Source organism: Mesorhizobium sp. M1A.F.Ca.IN.020.04.1.1, from assembly GCF_003997315.1.
Classification (GTDB): domain Bacteria; phylum Pseudomonadota; class Alphaproteobacteria; order Rhizobiales; family Rhizobiaceae; genus Mesorhizobium.
In genome coordinates this window covers 25,894-46,411 of sequence record NZ_RZSN01000025.1, presented here as the reverse complement: position 1 = coordinate 46,411, position 20,518 = coordinate 25,894, and the positions used below count along the sequence as shown (strand labels likewise).

Sequence of the window (20,518 nt, the reverse complement as noted above, 5' to 3'; positions counted from 1 at the left end):
GATCAGGATCGGCAGGCCGTTGACCACGATGCCTTTGGCCAAAGCCGCATCACGGATCATCGCGACGGGCAGCCCGGCATTGTTGGGCCCGTCCCCCGATATGTCGATGACCCGGCGCGGCGCCGAGTAGCTGTTTTTCTCCAGAAGTCCGGCGCCGAATCCGAGAGCGCCTGAAATCGACGTGCCGCGAAAGCTCCGGAACGGACGACCCGCGATGGTGTCGGCGAAGGCGTTGGCGCTGTCCGCGCCGTCGATCACTTGCCAGCCGATCACGCCGTCGTCGCGCACGACGCCCGCCCATTCGAAATAGGCGAGCGCGATGCGGCCCCTCGGGCCCGAGCGCGCGGCGCTGATGAAGTCGGGATGGCGCAGCGCCTCGACATAGCCGGCGCGCTGCAGGGCGAACTCTTCTTCGTCCATCGATTGCGAGATGTCGACGGCCAGCACGAGTTCCACATCGACGGCAGTGCCTCCGATGGCAGGCATTGGCGCTGCCTCGGCGCAGGCAAGGCATGCAAGCAGGCTGAACAGCTTGAGCATGGCAGGCTCCACCACGCCGGGATTCTTCCCGGCGATCGCGGCGAAATAAAGCTATTTCTTGGCGCGCGCGGCAACAGGCGGGGGTTCGATCGCCCCGGCGCGGAGACGGGCCGGCTTCAGCGCCGATCCGCTGCTGTCCTTGACGATGGTGAGCGCGCGCGGGAAGAACTGGTTGTTGTGCAGACCGCGCCCGATATTGAGGATAGCGGCGTGCGGCAGTCTGGCCTGCAGCATCGCCAGCACGCGCCGAAGCGTGGCGCCGTCGAACGTATCCAGCGCTTCGTCGATGATCACCCATTTCGGCTTCCTCAGCGCCAGCCGGGCGAAGGCGAGTAGCCGCTGCTCATCGTCGGCCAGCTCATGCTCCCAGCGCGCCGAGCGGTCGAGCTGGAACGAGAGGCGCTCGAGGCCGACTTCACCGAGCACGGCGGAAATCTCGTCGTCGTCGATCTTGGTGCCTTCGGCATGGTTGAGCACGTCGCGCAGCGTGCCGAGCGGGAAATAGGGGGTGCGCGGCACGAAGAACGGTGTCTCTCCGGCCGGCATGCCAATGCGGCCGCCGCCCCATGGCCAGAGGCCGGCGATCGCGCGGAAGAACAGCGTCTTGCCGGCGCGCGGATCGCCGGTGATCATGACGCGCTCGCCGGCCTTTATCTCGACCTCCGTCTCCGCAAGCCTGGTGCAGCCGTCGGGCGAGGCGACTTCGAGCTTGTCGAATGTCAGTGTGCCATTTGCGTTTTCGCCGAACGCGATGCGCTTTTCCTTGGCATGCAGGATGTCCGTTTCGCCGAGCGCGATGCGAAAGTCGGCAACGCGCATCAGCGTTGCCCGCCAATCGGCGATGGCGCCGATGTTGTTGATGAACCAGCGCAGCGAGGAATTCACCTGGTTGAAGGCGCCGACGGCCATCATCAAACCACCGAAGCTGATGTCGCCCGCGAAATAGACCGGTGCGGCGACCAGAATCGGCGCCACCACGGTGATCCAGCCATAGGCGTCGGTAACCCAGGACAGGTTGATCTGGGCGCTGTAGATGCGCCGCATGGCGTCGAGCACGCCGCCGAGGTCGAGCTCGAGCTGCCGCCTGGCGTCCGCCTCGCCATGGGCGAGCGCGATGGCGTCGACATTCTCGTTGACGCGGACCACGGAGGAGCGCAGCACGGCCTCGCGCGTGTAGCGATCGCTGTTAAAGCGGATCAGCGGCCGGCCTACCAGCCAGCTCAGCCAGGAGGCGATGCCGGCATAAAGGATCGCCGCCCAGACCATGTAGCCCGGTATTTCCAGCGAATGGCCGCCGACATGGAAGACGAAGCCGGAAGAGAGCTCCCACAGCACGCCGATGAAGGATACAAGCAGGATGAAGGATTGCAGCAGGCCGACGCCGAGATCGGTCGACAGGTCGGAGAGATGCCCCGCGTCCTGCTGCATGCGCTGATCGGGATTGACGCCGATCGCACCCGCATGGGTGAGCCGGAACGCACGCGCCGGCCGCATCCATTCATCGATCAGGTCGAGCGTCAGCGCCTCGCGCAACTTCAGCCGGATCGTCTGGTTGAGCCAGGTCTGGCCGACATTGAGCACCAGGAGGCTGCCGGCAATTGCGGCAAATACCATCAGCTGATGCAGGAAGCCCGGCAGGTCGCGCCGCGCCAGGGCATCATAGAAAGGCTGGTTCCAGCGATTGAGCAGCACTTGCCCGATCGAGGTCGCGACGATGACGCCGACAATGCCGATCGAGGCCCACAGGAGCCGCCTGCGGACCGGCGATGCCTTCAGCGCCAGCCTGATCGCCGCCAGCTGGTCTGAGAGGCGGCTCGTCTCGACTGAGAACGCGGCCTGTTCGATACTGGGCGTGTGGTCCATATGCGAGATCCCTGCTGCCAGGAACGGTCATTGGCGGCGATGCCGCACCCCGAACCCGGCTCTGAGATAGGGTGACGATTGCCGTATGACGCAAGGCTTGGCCCCGATCACGAACGCGTCATCCGCCCGCCCGCGGCACCGGGTCGTCGGCCCGACGTCCGAGCGTCGTTGCGCCCTGCGGCGAGAACACCGGCACGAAGACGCGGCGCGACGCGCGCTGCGCGACAGGCACGCCCTGGTAGAGCCGCTTCTGCGCCTCGACGACGATGACCCCGGAAAAGATCGGCCAGAGCCGCCGGCCGGCTCGCTCCAGCACGTTGTGGAACTGCATCATGGAGCGCCGCGGCGACGGCGGGAAGAACAGCGCGTCTGACCATGCGGCCGGCGTGAAATTGGCCTCGCGTAGCAATTCGGTGAGCTGGCCGCGCGAGAACGGCCGGCCGTTGCCGAAGGGCGTGTGCTCGAAACGCGCCCAGACGCCGCGCCGGTTGGGCACGACGATGACGACCCTGCCCGCCGGCGACAGCACGCGCCAGATCTCGTTCAGCGTCTCGCGCGGATTTTCGACATGTTCGAGCGAGTGGACGAGCAGCATGCGGTCGATGCAGGAATCGACCAGCGGCAGCTCCTCGTCGAAGACCAGCGCCGTCGCCGTCGGCCCCGTCGCCGGCCAGACCACCGCCCCTTGCGTCGCCGGCATGAAGGCAAAGACGCGCTCGGCATCGGCGCCGAACCGCTCCAGCCACGGCAGCGTGTAGCCGAGACCGACCAGGCGCTCGTTCGGAACGGGCGCCCATATCGACGACAGCGACATGGTGATCGCGCGCTCGGCGAGGCGCCCGAGCGTGGTCGAATAGAAGGACCGGAGATCGACGATATCGGAATGCATGCGCCGGACGGTAGCCGCGATATCCGGCGAGTTCAACAAAGGCGGATGACATCCGCGGCCGGGCGCCCTATGTCTGCGGCCATAACGGAGAGCGACGAGATGCCGGTCGAAATCGAACAGTTCATGTGCCGTACCGACAATTTCGGCGTTCTGGTGCATGACGCCAGAAGCGGGCAGACGGCGATCATCGACGCCCCGGAAGAAGCGCCGATCCTGGCTGCGATCAAGCGCACCGGCTGGACCCCGACGATGATCCTGACCACGCATCATCATGGCGACCATGTCGAGGCCAATCTGGCCCTGAAGGAGCGCTTCAAGCTCACCATCGTCGGACCGGAAGCGGAACAGGCGAAGATCCCCGGCATCGACGAGACGGTCAGCCAGGGTTCCGTCATCCGCCTCGGCGAGGAAAAGATCGAGGTCATCGAGACGCCCGGCCATACCGCCGGCCATGTCTCTTACCATTTGCCGGCCTCGAAAGTGGCCTTCACCGCCGACACGCTGTTTGCGCTGGGCTGCGGTCGGCTCTTCGAATGCAAGCCGCCGGTTATGCACGATTCGCTGAAGAAACTTGCCGCCCTTCCGGCCGAGACCGTCATCTATTGCGGCCACGAATACACATTGGCCAACGCGCGCTTCGCCCTGACCGTCGACCCCAGCAATTCAGCATTGAAAGAGCGCGCCGCCAGGATCGAGAAGCTGCGCGCCGACAATAAGCCGACCCTGCCGACGACGATCGGCGAGGAACTGTCGACCAATCCGTTCCTGCGCTGGCACGACCCGGCGATCCGCAGACATCTCGGCATGGAGAGGGCGAGCGATACGGACGTGTTCGCCGAGATCCGCAAGCGCAAGGATAACTTCTGAGCGCTCCTGCATGACCAGCGCCGCCGAAATCATCGCCGCGCTCGGCCTCGAGCCGCACCCCGAGGGCGGCTGGTATGCCGAGACGTTTCGCGACGCGGAGGGTGGCACGCGCGGCCATTCGACCGCGATCTATTTCCTTTTGGAGCAAGGCCAGCGTTCGGCCTGGCACCGGGTCAAGGACGCGGCCGAGGTCTGGCATTTCTATGCCGGCGCGCCGCTGGCTCTCGCCACGCACGAAGAAGGCTCCGGCACCGTCGTCGAACATCTATTGGGCGCGGCACTTTCCGCCGGCGAGCGGCCGCAGATCGTGGTCCCGGCCGGCTGTTGGCAGTCGGCGCGCAGCCTCGGCGGATGGACGCTGGTCGGCTGCACGGTGGCACCGGGCTTCGATTTCGCAGCCTTCGAGCTGGCCGAGCCGGACTGGCAGCCGAAAACAGCCTAGGCCAGCAGGAAACCAAGCGTGATCGCCAACTGGGCCGCATAATAGAGCACCCAGACCGCGTAGCGCATCCAGACGCGATGCGGCGAGCTCGCGGCCAGCAGGAAGCGCTCTGCCGCCAGCAGCCCGTCCGATATGATGAACAGCACGGCTCCGGCGATGACCCAGGGATGAAAGGTCGTGAGCGCCGAAACACCCATGGCGAGGATCGCCCCGGCATAGACGGCGACCGGAACGCGCAGGGCAGCTCCGACGCGCCGCCAAAGCGCGGCGAGCATCGTGATAACGAAAACCGCCAGCGCCAGCGCAATGGCGCCGCGCCAGGACTCGGCGGTGAGCAGGCCGATTCCGCCACCGGCGTTCAGGAACAAGGCGACATAGGCGACATGTGCGGCAAGAAAGCTCGCCAGCCCTGCAAGAAAGGCTTTTTCACCGTCTTGGGAGAGGAACGCGTAGCCGGCGGCGCTGAGCGCCAGCGCTGCGACGAGCAGCGGCGGACTGCCCTGCATGACGGCGAGCGCCGCCAACAAGGCCACGGCCAGCGTCTTGGCGGCGGAACGGGCGAGGCGTGGCGGCAGCTCGAGCGCAAGGACGTAAATCGCGGCGGCGGCGATCGAGAACAAAAGCGTCGCATTGGGATTGGCGTCGATGCCGCCCGGAAACGGCATCATGCGCGCGCTCCGCCGGTCGCCGGCCTGCGCAGCCCCGAGGCTTTGGTGAGCAGTGCAAACAGCGCCCACAGGGCGTCCGCCGAGAAACCGATCAGTGTTGCGCGCCCCATGCCCCATCCCCGGCGGCGCGCCGTGGCGCCTAACTATTCGGCTGCTTCGAACCGTCTTGCGCTGATGGTCAGCGGGCCGATCTGGGTCCCGACCGTGGCGCGGATCGGCGCATATACGCCGGATTGGCCGACGGGTGCAAATGTCACCATCATGCGGCTTTTGTTCTTCAGGAAGTCCAGCGCCTTGCGGCCCTTGCGATAGCCCGCCACCGGCTCGAAGCCCATCTTGCAGGTCACGGTGTCGCCTTTGTAGCCCGGCACCGAGATCGAGCCTTTCGAGGCATAGGTCAGCGACAGGTTGGCGCGCATCTCGCCATCGTAGAATTTGACGGTCCGCCCGCAGACCTTGTCCAGGCTGTCGGCATGGACGACGGTCGCGGCCATCGGATCGACCACCGATTTCAGGTCGCCGGAGCCGACCGGCACCCAATTCTTGGGATCGCGTTTGCCGGGCTCCGGAACGACCTTCGTCGAGGAGACGTCGCCATCGGCGAAGCGTATGTCGACCACCGATGCCTTCTTGCCGGAAGTATAGTCGGCCCGGAAGGCCCGCGGCCGCATCTGCTGGCCCGAAATCGTACCCTTCGACGAGATCGTGCCTTTCGTATCGTCGAACAGCTTGGCGATGCCGGCGGCCGAGACGGTGCCATTGATGGCATAGGTGTCGCCGTCGTAACGGCTGGAAAACGTTGCCCTGGCGACCGAAAGGCCCAGGAACGACACGGTGTATTCGCCCTTGAAGGACTGCGGCGAGGCAGCAGCGAAGGCGGTTGTAGGCACAGCGACGGCGAGCAGCGCGGCAAGGGCTTGGGAGGGGCGAAGCATGGCGGCGGCAGGTCCTTGATACTGGCGGAAACGCAACGGTTCCAGCCTGGCAATCCCTTCGCGCAGGGCTTATACGACGAATTTCGGCCTTTATATGGAGCGAGCTTGGCCGCCGCGTAGGTGCCGGAGCTTGACGTAGTGGCGAAATGCAACTATGGAACGCCAACTTTTCCAAAGGCCGCCTGACCGAGACCGCGCGCCGCCTGGCGCGGGCAGAATGGTTTGGCAGGTTTAGAACTGAAGGTTAGACAAGATGTCCCGCACCTGCGAGCTCACTGCCAAGGCAGTCCAGACCGGCCACAATGTGAGCCATGCCAACAACAAGACCAAGCGTCGCTTCCTGCCCAACCTGGTCAATGTGACGCTGATTTCCGAAGTGCTGAACCAGAACGTTCGCCTGCGCATTTCGGCCAACGCGCTGCGTTCGGTCGAGCATCGCGGCGGCCTCGACGCGTTCCTGGCCAAGGCCGACGCCAAGGAGCTGTCGCAGCGCGCTCGCCTGCTGAAGAAGCAGATCGCGAAGAAGCTCGCCGAGCAGTCGGCCGCCTAAAGCTCTCTTTTCAGGCGGGGGACGACCGCCTCGAGCACCGGCTCCAAACTGGTGCTCGGACAGTGAGCGCCGGTCATGACGCTCGGCTGGTTCCATTACCCAGGATAAAAAAATGAACTTCCTTTCACGATACCTGCCTTTCGTGGCCGCCATGGCGCTTGTCGTCGTGGCGTCCAACATCCTTGTCCAGTTCCCGATGCAGGGCCAGATCGGCGGCCTGTCGCTGGCCGACCTGCTCACCTGGGGCGCCTTCACCTATCCTTTCTCCTTCCTGGTCACCGATCTTGCCAATCGTCGCTACGGCCCGGCGGTGGCGCGCAAAGTGGTCTTCGTCGGCTTCATGACGGCGGTCGTCTGCTCGATCCTCGTTCCGCCCTTCCTGTTCCGCCACGGTCTGATCGCGTTCGAGACCGCCGCTGACCGGCTGGTGCGAATCGCGGCCGCGTCCGGCGCCGCCTTCCTCGCCGCACAACTGCTCGACGTGACCGTGTTCAATCGTCTGCGCCGGCAAAGCTGGTGGCGCGCGCCGATCGTCGGCACGCTGGTCGGCTCTGTCTTCGACACGGTGGTGTTCTTCGGCGTCGGCTTCTCCGCCGCCTTCGCCTTTGTCGGGCCGAACGACGGCTTCGCGCTGGAGACGGCACCGCTGATGGGCGTGATGCCTGTCGAAACCATGCGCTGGGTGTCCTGGGCGCTTGGCGATCTCTCGGTCAAACTGATCATCGCGGTGGTGGCACTGATCCCCTACCGGCTGCTTGCCGCCCGCTGGAGCCAGCCGGCCATCGCCTGACCCTTGAAGCGGCCCTTCGCGGCTTTACGCTTTGTTACGGCCATTGGTGCAGGATCGCCAAAACGATCCAGGACATTGCCATCAGCATGACCATCCAGGGCACCGGTTGGAAACATGACCTTCTGCTTGCGCTCTGCGCGACGCTGCTCGTGCTGGGGATCAATGCGATCTCCGGCTTCCCAACGATCGCGGACCTTGGCGCCGACAATGACAGCATGCTGAGGCTGGTCGAAGTTCGCGACCTCTTGGCTGGACAGGGCTGGTTCGATCTTCATCAATACAGGATGGGCCTGACCGGCGGCTTCGTCATGCACTGGTCGCGGCTGGTCGACACCCCGATCGCGCTGATCATCTTCACCTTCCAGGCCCTAGGCGCCAGCACGGCTGCCGCTGAAAAGGCAGCGCAGATCATCTGGCCGCTTTCCCTATATGGGCTCACCATATTCGTCATCCTGCGCGCTTCCCGGCGTTTCGCCGGTACGGACGTGGCGATGCCTGCGCTGGTGCTGTCCACTGCGGCGCTGTTCTTTATCGGCATTTTCCACCCTGGCACCCTTGACCACCACAACGTCCAGCTCCTGCTCACGGCAGCCAGTCTCTGGCTTATGACGGAGGCTCCCTTCCGGCGGTCAGCCGCTCTTCTGTCCGGCCTGTGTGCAGGCCTCACCCTTGCCGTCGGCATGGAGACGGCGCCTTATGTGGCCACACTTGGCGCCTGCGCCGCCGTGCTCTTCATCTTCGATGAAAGCGAGCGCCAGACCGTGCGCGGCTTCGGCATCGGATTTGCCGCGATAGCTTTGGTGGTTCTCGTTGCCACCATACCGCCGTCGGCCTGGGGCGTGGCCGAGTGCGACGCCTTCTCGGCTTTCCAATTCGTCATCGCGGCGCTGTCGGGCTTTGGACTCGCGGCGATTGCGGGTCTACCCGGACAGTCGACGGCTAAGAGGCGGTTCCTCTCAATGTCCGCGTTGGCCGTTGCAATTGCGGCCGTTGCGCTCCTGTTCTTCCCGCAATGCCTGGCATCGCCCTATGCCGGCATGGATGAGCGCATTCGCACCTATTGGCTGAACGACGTCGTTGAGGCGCAGCCCTTCCTCAGCGTAGCCGTCAACGAGCCGAAGCTGATGGCGGCGCGTTATGTGACGCCCTTCATCGCAATCCTGTTGATTGGCCTTCAGCTGCGCAGCCGCCGCCTGCGCCGCGAGGAAGCCCTTACCGCCGCGCTGCTGATCGTCGCTTTCGCCGTCAGCCTATGGCAGGTGCGCGGCTCGACCTTCTCGGTTGCCTTCGCGGTGCTGCCGCTCTCGACCTGGATCGCCGGGGTTCGCCTGCAGGCAAGCGCCGCGCAGCCGTGGCGCGTCTCCACCCGCATCGCGGCGGCATGGCTGGTGTCGCTCAATGCGACCTGGGCCGGCGTCGCCGTCGCCGCGCAGTCCGTGGTCCAAAAGGCACCCGCAAAGATCAATTCCGATGCCGATCATGCGCTGACCTGCGGCAAGGCCTCGGACTTCAGCGACCTGGCCGGCATGCCGGCAACGACGGTGCTTGCGTCCTCCAATCTCGGCTCCCCCATCTTGATGTTTACCGGCCATAGGGCGTTGGCCGGCCCCTATCATCGCAATGTCGGCGGCAATCTCGCCATGCTCGACGCCTTCATGGGAACGCCGGATGCCGCCCGCGCCATCATTGAGCGCGAGCATGTCGGGCTGGTCGCCATATGCCGCGGCAATTCGGAAGAGCTTTCGCTCGCCGCCCAAGCTCCCAAGGGCCTGGCCGCGAGGCTGCTGAAGCGGGACGTTCCCGATTGGCTGGAACTGGACAGGGCGACGGCGAGCAAGCCGGTCGAGATCTATAAAGTCCGCTGAGGGCGGGCAACTTCGGGACAAATGCGCAGCGGTTTTCCGTCCCGAATTGAACGAAACCAAGCACCGCTCAATCCTGGTGCAGGATGAATTCCAGGTAGAGGTTCCGCTGCAGGATCGATTGATTGTTGTCCGACACCAGCGACACCATCAGCGCGCCGTCGTCGCGGGTCCAGACGTCGAGCCCTTCCATATTGTCGATCTGGTAACCCATATCGGCGTCGATCAGCACCGGGCCGTCGGCGACCGCGCCCTTCTCGATGCTCTCGCCATAGATACGCCTCAGCCGCATCTTCACCCCGCGCGCCATCGAGAAGCTGCGTTCGAGCAGAAGCAGGTCGCCATCGGGCAGGAAGGCGCCGTCAGTGATGTCGAAATTGCCGTTGCGCTTGACGGTGAAGACGCCCTTCCTCGGTCCCTCGATGATGGCGGCATAGATGTTGCCGGCCTTGTCGAGGCTCTTTTCCGACACCACGACCAGGCCGCCCTCGTGCTGGCCGTAAGGGTTGGCGTGTGTGACCGTCTCGAAGCCGCGGTTCTGGCGCAGCTCCCGCGCCGGGACCAGATAGTCGAGCGTCTTGAACGGCGCCTTCATATTGTCCGGCTCGACCTTGAACTGGACGACGCGCTGGTCGCGCTCGAAACCGACGGTGGCGTTACCGTCCTTGACCGCGAGGCCTTCGGCGTCGACCTCCCACTTCTTCTCGATCGGCTGGCCCGAGGCGTCGACCATCTGCTGCATGCGGAAATTCGACACGCCCGAGGGGCGCTTGTCGGCATCGTGGGTGATGGTGCCGAAGAACCACAAGCCGGTATCGGTGACGCCGATGAAATCGCTGCCTGATTTGAGGAAGCGGAAAGCCGAAAGTGCGCCGAAATCGCGCGACGGCGAGGTCATCTCCAGCCCGCCGACGAACTCGAGCGACCCGAACTGTTTCCGGTCGCGGCCGATATGGAACTCGGTGATCGGCCGCGCTGAAACTTCGATCGTCTCGACCGCAGCGCCTCCCTCGGCGAAGACCGGAGAGGCGGCCGAACAGACCAGCGCGCAAACAAAAGCCGTCCGCCGGAATCCGCCCCGCGAAAGGATCATCCGGCGCGCCTCAAGCCACCGCGCCGCGTGTCGCGCGCGCTCTCCTCGCCGAACAGCGATGCCAATTGCTCCGTCATGGCGCCGGCCAGCTCTTCGGCATCGACGATGGTGACGGCGCGGCGATAGTAGCGCGTGACATCGTGGCCGATGCCGATGGCTAGAAGCTCCACCTGCGAGCGCGTCTCGATGAGATCGATCACCGCGCGCAAATGGCGCTCCAGATAGTTGCCGGGGTTGACCGAGAGCGTGGAATCGTCGACCGGCGCGCCGTCCGAGATCATCATCAGGATCTTGCGCTGTTCCGGCCGGCCGATCAGCCGGTTGTGCGCCCAAAGCAGCGCCTCGCCGTCGATGTTTTCCTTGAGCAGGCCCTCGCGCATCATCAGGCCGAGATTGCGGCGCGCGCGCCGCCACGGATGGTCGGCGGACTTGTAGATGATGTGGCGCAGATCGTTGAGCCGGCCCGGATTCGGCGGCTTGCCGTCCTTCAGCCACTTCTCGCGTGCCTGCCCACCTTTCCACGCGCGTGTGGTGAAGCCGAGGATTTCCACCGAAACCCCGCAGCGCTCCAGGGTGCGCGCCAGGATGTCGGCGCAAGTCGCGGCAACCGTGATCGGCCGCCCGCGCATCGAGCCCGAATTGTCGAGCACCAGCGACACCACCGTGTCGCGGAACTTGGTGTCGCGCTCCTGCTTGAAGGACAGCGGCTGCATCGGATCGATAACGACGCGCACCAGCCTGGATGGATCGAGATAACCCTCCTCCAGATCGAAATCCCAGGAGCGGTTCTGCTGCGCCATCAGCCGCCGCTGCAGCCGGTTTGCCAGGCGGCCGACGACGCCGGAGAGATTGGCGAGCTGCTTGTCGAGGAAGGCGCGCAGCCGGTCGAGCTCCTCTTCCTCGCAAAGGTCCTCGGCCCCGACCGTCTCGTCGAAGGCGGTGGTGAAGACCTTGTAGTCGATTTCCTTAGGCAGGTTGAGGAAGGGATTGTCGTTGCGGCGCGCCTCGCCTGGCGTCTCGGCGTCGGAATCATCCTCGTCGGAAAGATCATCCGATGTGGCGTCGGTCGCCTCCGTTTCGGCCGACTCTTCCTCGTCGGCGGAAGCCTCCGCGTCCTCGGACTGCGACTGTTCGGAGCCGGAATCGTCCTCGCCGCCTTCCTCGCTCTGCTCCTCGCCCTGCTGCTCGTTTTCCTCGTTGTCCTCCGAGTCTTCCGTCTCCTGGTTGTCGCCGAGTTCCTCGGCCATCTCCATGGAGACGAGCATGTCGCGCACGATGCGGGCGAAGGCTTGCTGGTCATCGAGCCTGGACGACAGGCCGTCGAGGTCGCTGCTGGCCTTTTCCTCGACCCAGGGCCGCCACAGATCGACCAGTCGCTCGCCGCTCTTCGGCACGGTGCGGCCGGTGAGCTTTTCGCGCACCATCAGCGCCACCGCCTCCTCGAGCGGGGCGTCGGCCTTGTCCTTGACGTCGACGAGGTTTGCCCTGGCGTATTTGTCCTCGAGCATCGAGCCGATATTGTCGGCCACGCCCTGCATGGCGCGGCTGCCGATCGCCTCGACGCGGGCCTGCTCGACGGCATCGAAAATGGCCCGCGCGAGCTTGCCTTCCGGCGCCAGCTTGCTGTGGATACGCTGATCGTGGCAGGCGCGCTTCAGCGCCATGGAATCGCCGATGCCGCGGGTTATCGCGATGTCGGTGCGGGAAGGCTTCTTCGGCAGCTCGGGCAGCCTGGCGCGGTTGCCGGCCAGCGCCGGCCGGTCCTTGGCGAAGCCGACCTCGAGATCCTTGTCGCCGGCGACGGCGCGCATGCAGACGGTGACGGCGCGCTTGAAGCTGTCCGCTTCAGACCCGTTCTTCGGCTTGTTGCGCGTGTTGTCGCCCGGACCCGCCATCGATCATTCCCTGCGCGTTGTGGTCCGAAAGGCCAAGCCTTCCGGCACGCGCCTTACCCCAGCACCACGTTGGCGGCGCTCTCCGGCAGATCCTCGCCGAAGGCGCGCTGGTAGAATTCGGCGACCACCGAACGCTCCAGCTCGTCGCATTTGTTGAGGAAGGTGAGCCGGAACGCCATGCCGATGTCGCCGAAGATCTCGGCGTTCTCGGCCCAGGTGATGACCGTGCGCGGGCTCATCACCGTCGACAGGTCGCCATTGATGAAGGCCGAGCGCGTCATGTCGGCGACGCGCACCATCTTGTTGACGATCTCTTTGCCCTTGCTGTCGCGATAGTGCTTGGCCTTGGCCAGCACGATCGACACCTCGTTGTCGTGCGGCAGGTAGTTGAGCGTGGTGACGATCGACCAGCGGTCCATCTGCGCTTGGTTGATCTGCTGCGTGCCGTGATAGAGGCCGGTGGTGTCGCCGAGACCCACCGTGTTGGCGGTGGCGAACAGCCGGAAGGCCGGATGCGGGCGTATGACGCGGCTCTGGTCGAGCAGCGTCAGCCGGCCCGACGATTCCAGCACGCGCTGGATGACGAACATCACGTCCGGGCGGCCGGCATCGTACTCGTCGAAGCAGAGCGCGACGTTGTGCTGATAGGCCCAGGGCAGGATGCCGTCGCGAAATTCCGTGACCTGCAGGCCCTCCTTGACGACGATGGCGTCCTTGCCGACGAGATCGATGCGGCTGACATGGCTGTCGAGATTGACGCGCACGCAGGGCCAGTTGAGGCGCGCGGCGACCTGCTCGATATGGGTGGACTTGCCGGTGCCGTGATAGCCCGACACCATGACGCGGCGGTTGTAGGCGAAGCCGGCGAGGATCGCCAAGGTCGTTGCCTTGTCGAACAGATAGTCGGGGTCGATGTCGGGCACGTGCTCGGTCGCCGCCGAATAGGCCGGAACCACCATCTTGGAGTCGAAGCCGAATTTTTCCTTCACCGGCACCGTCGTATCGGGCAGGTTGGCGATGTCGCGATCGACCTTGTTCATCTCTATCAACGTCTCCACGGGCGAAACGCCGCGTTTCGCCGGCAATCGATTTTGTTCGGGGGCGGTCTTAGAGCCTTTTCCAACCTTATGAAAGTTGGAAAACGACATGGACCGTAGGGTCGCTCAGCACAATCCTGCTTGCTTGAGCACGCGATAGGCCTGCAGCACATCGCGGAACCGGTCTTCCGAACCTCTGTCGCCGCCATTCGCATCCGGATGGTGGCGCTTCACGAGTTCCTTATAGCGCGCCTTGATATCCTTGCCAGTCGCCTTTGTATCAAGGCCAAGCGTTTCCAGCGCCTTGGCCTCAAGCGGCTTTGCCTTGCGCTCGCGCACTTCGCGCGTTCCGCCGCCGAACAAATTGAAGGGATCGCGCATGCGGTTGTAGTAGCCTGCACGCCCGGAGCGCTGCTGCGCGAAGTCGGGTGCCGAACGCATGCCGCCGCCATTGGCGCCCATGCGCCAGGTTGGCCGGTGTCCAGTCAGCGCCTCTTTCTGGAAGCGGGCGATCTCGCTGTCCGACACGCCCGAGAAGTAGTTGAAGCTCTTGTTGTATTCGCGCACATGCTCAAAGCAGAAGCGGAAATACTCGCCCTCCTTCAGGCGCCCGACCGGCGCGCGATGCGTACCGGCCTCGCTGCAACCGTCCCACTGGCAGATCGGCGCGCGCGACTTCAGCTCCGCGTCCTTTTCCGGCCGGATGCGAATTTTCTCGAAATATTTGGGATACGGTTTCATCCTCACCCATTTATGGGCTGTTCGCTACCGCGAAACAAGAATTGACATTTCGCCGATGATCGCCCTAACCGCTGAATCGCGGCCTAAAGCGGTCGAAAGCACAGATTTTGCGGCGGTACCGCAGATGTGGTGAAGGGAAGCCCCGATGTCCATACAGTCGACGATGGAAAACAAGCTGAAGGCGGCATTTTCGCCGGAAAGGCTCACCGTCATCAACGAAAGCCATCTTCACGCCGGCCATCACCACGTCGAGCACGGCCACGAGGCCGTCTTCGACGGCACCGGCGAGACCCATTTCCGCGTCCGTATCGTCTCGCAGAATTTTGCCGGGATGAACCGCATCGAGCGCCACCGCGCCATCAATCGCCTCCTTGCCGACGAATTGAAGGCCGGCGTGCACGCGCTGGCGATTGATCCTGCAGCACCTGGTGAGAAGACACGCTGGTAAGCTCGGCGGGCCGGGGGCCGCTCAGATCACCGCTTCGATGAGGAACGGCCCCGGACGCGACAGCGCGCTGTCGAGCAGCGCGTCGAAGCGCTCGCATGTGTCGGCGCGGGCTGCTTCCACCCCCATGCCGGCTGCCAGCGAAACCCAGTCCAGAGCCGGCTGATCAAGGTCGAGCATTCGCCTGGCATTCTCGCCGATCGCGTTCACCCCGACATTGCGCATCTCGCCGTGCAGGATGGCGTAGGTCCGGTTGGAAAAGACGATCGTCACCACGTCGAGCTTTTCCCGCGACTGGGTCCATAATCCCTGCACCGTGTACATGCCGCTGCCGTCCGCCTCCAGATTCAGCACCTTGCGGCCAGGACAGGCGATGGCCGCGCCAGTCGCCATTGGAATGCCGCCGCCGATCGATCCGCCTGTGCCCATCATGTAATCGTGCGGGGCGGCAAAGGCCGAGAGCGCAAAATAGCGCCGCGCCGAGGTGACGGCCTCGTCGCAGACGATCGCATTCTCCGGCAGCTTCCGGGCTACCGAAGTGCAACCGCGTCGTCCGTCAGCTTGCCGCGCGGGGCCGGCTCATTGGGAAAGGCCGTGGCGACGGGCACCGGCTGCGACGGTTTGATGCCCAGTTCGTCGCGAAGCGCAGCGAGTGCCGCCTTCAAATTCTCGCCATGCTCGGCCAACGACATCACTTCACAGTCTTCGCTCACAAGCCGGCCCGGCTTTCCGGGATAGGCAAAGAACGCCACCGGTTCACTGGCTCCGACGAGGATCAGGAGATCGATGTCGGCAAGGGGGATGCGCGCGGAGTCGATCGGATATGGAACGCGGGTAGGCGCAACGCGGCCCCGGCCGCGCTGCATCCGGGCGATCACAACGTCGCTGAACAGCCGGACATCCGAAACCGCCGATATCTGTCCGGCGATTTCCAAGGCATCCTCACGCGCGGCCGGCCCACGCAGGATCATGCCGACGCGACCGGGCGCGACGCGAATGGCTCCGGCAATCTTGCGCACGATAGCTGCGTCGACCGAAGGCGGCGCCGCAAGCTCCACCTTGGCCGACAGGAGCGGACTGGCCTCTCCCCACGCCGCGTCCGCCGGCAGGATCAGCGTAGCGATGCCGGGAGGCGTCTGCGAAGCGCGAAAAGCCGCCTGCGCGGCCGGCGCGACGTCGGCCGGACCGGCGATGCGGCGGACCCAGTTCGACATCGGCGCGGCGAGACCTTCAATGTCGCTGGTGAGCGGCGCGTCGAGCGGCAGGTGATAGGAGGCATGGTCGCCGACGATGTTGATCATCGGCACGCGGGCGCGCCGGGCATTGTGGATGTTGGCCAGGCCATTGGCCAATCCGGGGCCGGTGTGGAGCAGCGTCGCGGCCGGCCGGTCGGTCATCCTGGCGTAGCCGTCGGCGGCACCCGTCACCACGCCCTCGGCAAGACCGAGCACGCAGCGCATCTCCGGCTTGCGGTCGAGCGCGGCGACGAAGTGCATTTCCGAGGTACCGGGATTGGCAAAGCAGACATTCACGCCGTTCGCCAGCAGCACATCGCAAAGCACATCGGCGCCATTCATCGCGTTCCCTCTCGTCCGATTGCCTCCGGATAATTGAGCCGACAAGTCTTCATGCCGCAATGTCCGGTCAACGACTTTGAGGTGATCCAGTTTCAGGAGTGCTGGCGCGTTCAGGCGACCGTCGCCTTCAGGAAAGCCATGACGGCGGCAGTCAGCGCATCGCCGTCCTCCCCGAAGCGGTGGTTGAATCGCCATATGCCAATAGGCGCCGCCGTCGAATAGGGCGACTTTGGTTCCCCTGCCCGTAGCCGGGCCGCGCGATCGTGGGCCGCGGTTGCATGGGCCGGCGCGCTCCGCCGCCCGGGGAAGCACCATGGAACATTTGCCTGATCTGGCGGTTTGATGCAGGCCCGGCCCTGGCCTCGTCCATGCTGGGCGGATTGCTAGTCGGACCGAAGGACCGATGCCCTCGGCCGACGCTTCCGAACGGTGACCACCAATGAGGAAGACGTATCGACCTCCATCCGCGCCGCCCAATCGGCGCACAAGCCGTTCGGAACCTCTGCGCCTGTTTCCGGCAATTGCGCTGGCGCTATTCCTTTCGGCTCCGGCGGCTGCCCATCAGGCGCCCACGGGCTGGCAGTATGACAGCTCATGCTGCTCGGGAATGGACTGCTACCAAGCACCCGCGGCCGACGTGAAGGAAACGAAATATGGGTACCAGCTCTCCACCGGAGAGCTCATTCCCTACTCCGATCGTCGGATCAGGCGTTCGCGTGACGAGTTCTTTCACGAGTGTAAGCCCGGAGGCGACGCGAATTCTCAGCATTCCTTCTGCCTCTACGTTCCCGACCACGACATGTGAGTGGAAAACCTAAGATTTTCCTTGAAGCTCTCCCGGCCATCACCACCTAATCATCATGGGTGAGCATTCCGTCCGCATCGGGTGCTGTGAGTCGTCAATGCCCGATTGCAGGCGCTCTCTCTCATATGAGGGAACCACAATGCTTTCCGGCAGTTGAATACGAGACGAGCCGACTGGCCGACTGGCAACCAGAGCGGCTCTGAGGGCAGAATATCATGCGAGAGAACCAATCCGACGTCTTCGATCTGTTTTCGGAGATATATTCCAACGCGGCCCAGGAAGAGATGAGCCTCCAGCAGTATCTGCTTGGGTGCCGCGAAGACAAATCCATGTATGCCTCGGCGCCCGAACGAATGGTCGAGGCCATCGGCGAGCCCAATCTGGTCGACACCAGCAAGGATGAGCGGCTCGGGCGCATCTTCTCGAACCGGACCATCAAGGTGTACCCCTCCTTCTCCGATTTCTACGGAATGGAGGATACGATCGAGCGCATCGCCGGATATTTCCGTTATGCCTCGCAGGGTCTCGAGGAGCGCAAGCAGATCCTTTACCTGCTCGGGCCGGTCGGCGGCGGCAAGTCCTCGCTTGCCGAACGGCTGAAGAAGCTTATGGAACAGCGCCCGATCTACACGCTGAAGGTCGGCAACCAGATCAGCCCTATATTCGAATCGCCGCTTGGCCTTTTCCATCCCGATCGGATGGGCGATCTGCTGGAAGACAAATACGGGATAGCCCGCCGCCGCCTGAATGGGCTCATCTCGCCTTGGGCGGCCAAACGGCTTGACGAACTGTCCGGCGACATTTCCAAATTCAGCGTGGTCAAGCTGTCGCCATCGCGTCTGCGTCAGATCGCCATCGCCAAGACTGAGCCCGGCGACGAGAACAACCAGGATGTCTCGGCTCTGGTCGGCAAGGTCGACATCAGGCAGTTGGAACATTTCAGCCAATCCGATCCGGATGCCTACTCCTACAGCGGCGGCTTGAACCGGACGACGCAGGGCCTGCTCGAGTTCGTCGAGATGTTCAAGGCGCCCATCAAGGTCCTGCACCCGTTGCTGACGGCAACCCAGGAAGGCAGCTACAACGGCACCGAGAATTTCGGCTCCTTCCCCTATCAGGGCATCGTCGTTGCCCATTCCAACGAATCGGAATGGCAGCAATTCAAGAACAACAAGAACAATGAGGCCTTCCTCGACCGCATCCTTGTGGTCAAGGTTCCGTATTGCCTTCGTATCACCGAAGAGAGGCAGATTTACGAGAAACTTCTGCGCGAGAGCGATCTGGCGAACAGTCCCTGCGCGCCCGAAGTGCTGGACATCCTCAGCCGTTTCACCGTCTCGACCCGGCTTGCCGAGCACGAGAACTCGCCGCTCTACACCAAGATGCGCGCCTATGACGGCGAGAACCTCAAGGAGATCGACCCGAAGGCGAAGTCGGTCCAGGAATATCGCGATGCCGCCGGCGTCGACGAAGGCATGACCGGGGTCAGCACGCGCTTCGCCTTCAAGATTCTGTCGCAGACTTTCAACTACGACACCAAGGAGGTCGCAGCCGATCCCGTGCACTTGATGTACATCCTCGAGGAGGCGATCAAACGCGAGCAATTTCCGAAGGAAACCGAAGCCGCGTACCTCGAGTTCATCAAATCGGAACTTGCAGCGCGCTACGCCGAGTTCATCGGCCACGAGATCCAGAAGGCTTACCTGGAATCGTATAGCGAGTACGGCCAGAACCTTTTCGACCGCTACATCGCCTATGCCGATGCCTGGATCGAGGATCAGGACTACAAGGATCCCGATACCGGCCAGATCCTCAATCGCGAGGTCCTGGACAAGGAATTGTCGCAGGTTGAAAAGCCGGCCGGCATCGCCAATCCCAAGGACTTCCGCAACGAGGTGGTCAAGTTCACCTTGCGCGCCCGGGCGCGCAACCATGGCCGCAATCCGTCCTGGACGAGCTATGAAAAGCTTCGCGAAGTGATCGAGAAGCGCATGTTCGGTCAGGTCGAGGATTTGTTGCCGGTGATCAGCTTCGGCTCCAAGCAGGACAGCGTCACCGAGAAGCGGCACAACGAATTCGTGCAGCGGATGGTGGAGCGCGGCTACACTCAGCGGCAGGTGCGCCGGCTGGTCGACTGGTACATGCGCGTGAACAAGGCTGGCTGACCAAAGCCCGAAGGGTTCGCATGCCGATCTTCATCGACCGCCGCCTGAATCCGAAGGACAAGAGCCTGAGCAATCGCCAGCGCTTCCTCAAGCGCGCTCGGGAAGAGCTCAAGCGCAGCATCCGCGACCATGTCCGGACAGGCCGTATCGCCGAGGTCGACCGCGAGCATGCCGTGCCGATGCCCCGCAAAGGCACCAGCGAACCGACCTTCAGCGACGCCAGGGACAGTGGGCAGCGCCAGCACATACTGCCCGGCAACAAATCGTTCAGTCCCGGTGATCTGATACCCAAGCCTGGCGGCGGCGGCACCGGCTCTTCGGCGCCGGGAACCAAGCAATCCGAGGATGACTTTCGCTTCGTGCTGTCGCGCGAGGAAGTGCTCGACCTCTTCTTCGAAGATCTCGAACTGCCCGATCTGGTCAAGCTCAATCTCAAGCAGATACTGAGCTTCAAGCCAAGACGGGCGGGCTTCACGGCAAGCGGGGCGCCGACCAACGTCAATGTCGGACGCACCATGCGAAACAGCCACGGCCGCCGCATCGCGCTCAGGCGTCCCAAGCAGGCGGAGCTGGACGCCATCTCAACGCAGATCGCCGAGTTGGAAGCGAAGCCGCCAACCGAGGCAACGCGCGAACGCATCGCTGCTCTGCGCGAGGAAGTTGATCGGCTTGAACGCCGGCGCAGGCGGATCGCCTATGTCGATCCGGTCGACATTCGGTTCAACCGCTTCGACCCCCAGCCGGTGCCGAATGCCAGCGCCGTCATGTTTTGCCTGATGGACGTGTCGGGATCGATGGGAGAGCGCGAGAAGGATCTGGCCAAACGGTTTTTCGTGCTGCTGCATCTGTTCCTGACGCGGCGCTACGAAAGGACGGACATCGTTTTCATCCGCCACACCCATGAGGCCAAGGAGGTGGATGAGCACACCTTCTTCTACCACACCGAGAGCGGCGGTACCGTCGTCTCGACGGCGCTCGAGGAAATGCACCGCATCATAGAGCAGCGCTATCCGGTCGCGGAATGGAATATCTATGCCGCTCAGGCTTCCGACGGCGACAACTTCGCCACCGATTCCGAGCGCTGCATAGAACTCCTCGACCGCAAGCTCATGCGCCTCTGCCAGTATTTCGCCTATGTGGAAATCATCGACGAACGCGAAAGCCACATTTTCGGCTCCACCGAGAACGGAACGTCGCTCTGGCGCGCCTACAACGCGGTCGACGGAAAGTGGCCGAATTTCCAGATGAGGCGCATCGCGGCTCCCGCCGATATCTATCCGGTCTTTCGCGAGCTCTTCGCAAGGCAGCCTAGTCTGCGCAAGAGCGCGTGAGAACGCGGGCGGATGGGACATAG

The 20,518-nt window shown here is 63.9% G+C and carries 17 protein-coding genes and 1 pseudogene; 8 read left to right on the top strand and 10 right to left on the bottom strand.

Annotated features, from left to right (window positions below; all coding sequences use genetic code 11):
- The 3 genes from EOA49_RS08380 to EOA49_RS08370 form a co-directional block, all read right to left on the bottom strand.
- The coding region (locus tag EOA49_RS08380; protein WP_164749201.1) for a DUF1194 domain-containing protein at nucleotides 1-540 on the bottom strand (540 nt) is incomplete at its 3' end.
- A 51-nt stretch (nucleotides 541-591) separates the two neighbouring features.
- Nucleotides 592-2,403 carry an ABC transporter ATP-binding protein/permease gene (locus EOA49_RS08375; RefSeq protein WP_095823993.1) on the bottom strand — a complete coding sequence of 604 codons (1,812 nt, stop codon included), beginning with the start codon at nucleotides 2,401-2,403 and terminating at the stop codon, nucleotides 592-594.
- A 118-nt stretch (nucleotides 2,404-2,521) separates the two neighbouring features.
- Nucleotides 2,522-3,292: a methyltransferase domain-containing protein gene (locus EOA49_RS08370; protein WP_095824183.1), complete on the bottom strand. Its 771-nt coding sequence runs from the start codon at nucleotides 3,290-3,292 to the stop codon at nucleotides 2,522-2,524.
- 99 nt (nucleotides 3,293-3,391) lie between these two features.
- Here EOA49_RS08370 and gloB point away from each other — a divergent pair, with 99 nt between their 5' ends.
- On the top strand, nucleotides 3,392-4,159 hold the full coding sequence (gloB, locus tag EOA49_RS08365; protein WP_095799983.1) for a hydroxyacylglutathione hydrolase: 768 nt from the start codon (nucleotides 3,392-3,394) through the stop codon (nucleotides 4,157-4,159).
- 10 nt (nucleotides 4,160-4,169) lie between these two features.
- Entirely contained in the window at nucleotides 4,170-4,601 is a 432-nt protein-coding gene (locus EOA49_RS08360) for a cupin domain-containing protein (protein ID WP_067319166.1), read from the top strand.
- Here the strand turns inward: EOA49_RS08360 and EOA49_RS08355 are convergent.
- Nucleotides 4,598-5,269, bottom strand: coding sequence for a lysoplasmalogenase (locus tag EOA49_RS08355; protein WP_127241287.1), 672 nt, complete (start codon nucleotides 5,267-5,269; stop codon nucleotides 4,598-4,600). The genes EOA49_RS08360 and EOA49_RS08355 overlap by 4 nt on opposite strands.
- A 143-nt stretch (nucleotides 5,270-5,412) precedes the next feature.
- The gene (locus EOA49_RS08350; RefSeq protein WP_067319170.1) at nucleotides 5,413-6,204 is read right to left on the bottom strand and encodes a DUF3108 domain-containing protein; all 792 of its coding nucleotides are present in this window, start codon (nucleotides 6,202-6,204) and stop codon (nucleotides 5,413-5,415) included.
- 253 nt (nucleotides 6,205-6,457) lie between these two features.
- Here EOA49_RS08350 and rpmB point away from each other — a divergent pair, with 253 nt between their 5' ends.
- From rpmB to EOA49_RS08335, 3 genes are all read left to right on the top strand, one after another.
- On the top strand, nucleotides 6,458-6,754 hold the full coding sequence (rpmB, locus tag EOA49_RS08345; protein ID WP_066990317.1) for a 50S ribosomal protein L28: 297 nt from the start codon (nucleotides 6,458-6,460) through the stop codon (nucleotides 6,752-6,754).
- A 112-nt stretch (nucleotides 6,755-6,866) separates the two neighbouring features.
- Nucleotides 6,867-7,544 carry a queuosine precursor transporter gene (locus EOA49_RS08340; protein WP_095782450.1) on the top strand — a complete coding sequence of 226 codons (678 nt, stop codon included), beginning with the start codon at nucleotides 6,867-6,869 and terminating at the stop codon, nucleotides 7,542-7,544.
- 86 nt (nucleotides 7,545-7,630) lie between these two features.
- On the top strand, nucleotides 7,631-9,409 hold the full coding sequence (locus tag EOA49_RS08335) for a GtrA family protein (RefSeq protein WP_127241288.1): 1,779 nt from the start codon (nucleotides 7,631-7,633) through the stop codon (nucleotides 9,407-9,409).
- A 67-nt stretch (nucleotides 9,410-9,476) separates the two neighbouring features.
- On the opposite strand, the gene EOA49_RS08330 is transcribed toward EOA49_RS08335, so the two are convergent.
- From EOA49_RS08330 to EOA49_RS08315, 4 genes are all read right to left on the bottom strand, one after another.
- The gene (locus EOA49_RS08330; protein WP_127241289.1) at nucleotides 9,477-10,499 is read right to left on the bottom strand and encodes an esterase-like activity of phytase family protein; all 1,023 of its coding nucleotides are present in this window, start codon (nucleotides 10,497-10,499) and stop codon (nucleotides 9,477-9,479) included.
- Nucleotides 10,496-12,394, bottom strand: coding sequence for a cobaltochelatase subunit CobT (cobT, locus tag EOA49_RS08325; protein WP_127241290.1), 1,899 nt, complete (start codon nucleotides 12,392-12,394; stop codon nucleotides 10,496-10,498). The genes EOA49_RS08330 and cobT overlap by 4 nt, the downstream gene beginning before the upstream one ends.
- A 53-nt stretch (nucleotides 12,395-12,447) precedes the next feature.
- Nucleotides 12,448-13,434 (bottom strand): cobaltochelatase subunit CobS, encoded by a 987-nt coding sequence (cobS, locus tag EOA49_RS08320; RefSeq protein WP_066990333.1) that lies wholly within the window; start codon nucleotides 13,432-13,434, stop codon nucleotides 12,448-12,450.
- Between the two features lie 123 nt (nucleotides 13,435-13,557).
- Entirely contained in the window at nucleotides 13,558-14,172 is a 615-nt protein-coding gene (locus tag EOA49_RS08315; protein ID WP_066990335.1) for a J domain-containing protein, read from the bottom strand.
- Nucleotides 14,173-14,317: 145 nt separating this feature from the next.
- Here EOA49_RS08315 and EOA49_RS08310 point away from each other — a divergent pair, with 145 nt between their 5' ends.
- Nucleotides 14,318-14,620 carry a BolA family protein gene (locus tag EOA49_RS08310; protein WP_127240906.1) on the top strand — a complete coding sequence of 101 codons (303 nt, stop codon included), beginning with the start codon at nucleotides 14,318-14,320 and terminating at the stop codon, nucleotides 14,618-14,620.
- Between the two features lie 21 nt (nucleotides 14,621-14,641).
- Here the strand turns inward: EOA49_RS08310 and EOA49_RS08305 are convergent.
- A pseudogene (locus tag EOA49_RS08305) lies at nucleotides 14,642-16,194 on the bottom strand (acetolactate synthase large subunit).
- A gap of 1,020 nt (nucleotides 16,195-17,214) precedes the next feature.
- Between EOA49_RS08305 and EOA49_RS08300 the strand changes: the two are divergent.
- Together EOA49_RS08300 and EOA49_RS08295 are read left to right on the top strand one after the other, a co-directional pair.
- Nucleotides 17,215-19,164 carry a PrkA family serine protein kinase gene (locus EOA49_RS08300; RefSeq protein ID WP_066990342.1) on the top strand — a complete coding sequence of 650 codons (1,950 nt, stop codon included), beginning with the start codon at nucleotides 17,215-17,217 and terminating at the stop codon, nucleotides 19,162-19,164.
- Nucleotides 19,165-19,184: 20 nt separating this feature from the next.
- A complete protein-coding gene (locus EOA49_RS08295) occupies nucleotides 19,185-20,495 on the top strand; it encodes a YeaH/YhbH family protein (protein ID WP_066990345.1) in 1,311 nt (436 codons plus the stop codon).
- Nucleotides 20,496-20,518 lie beyond the last annotated feature (23 nt).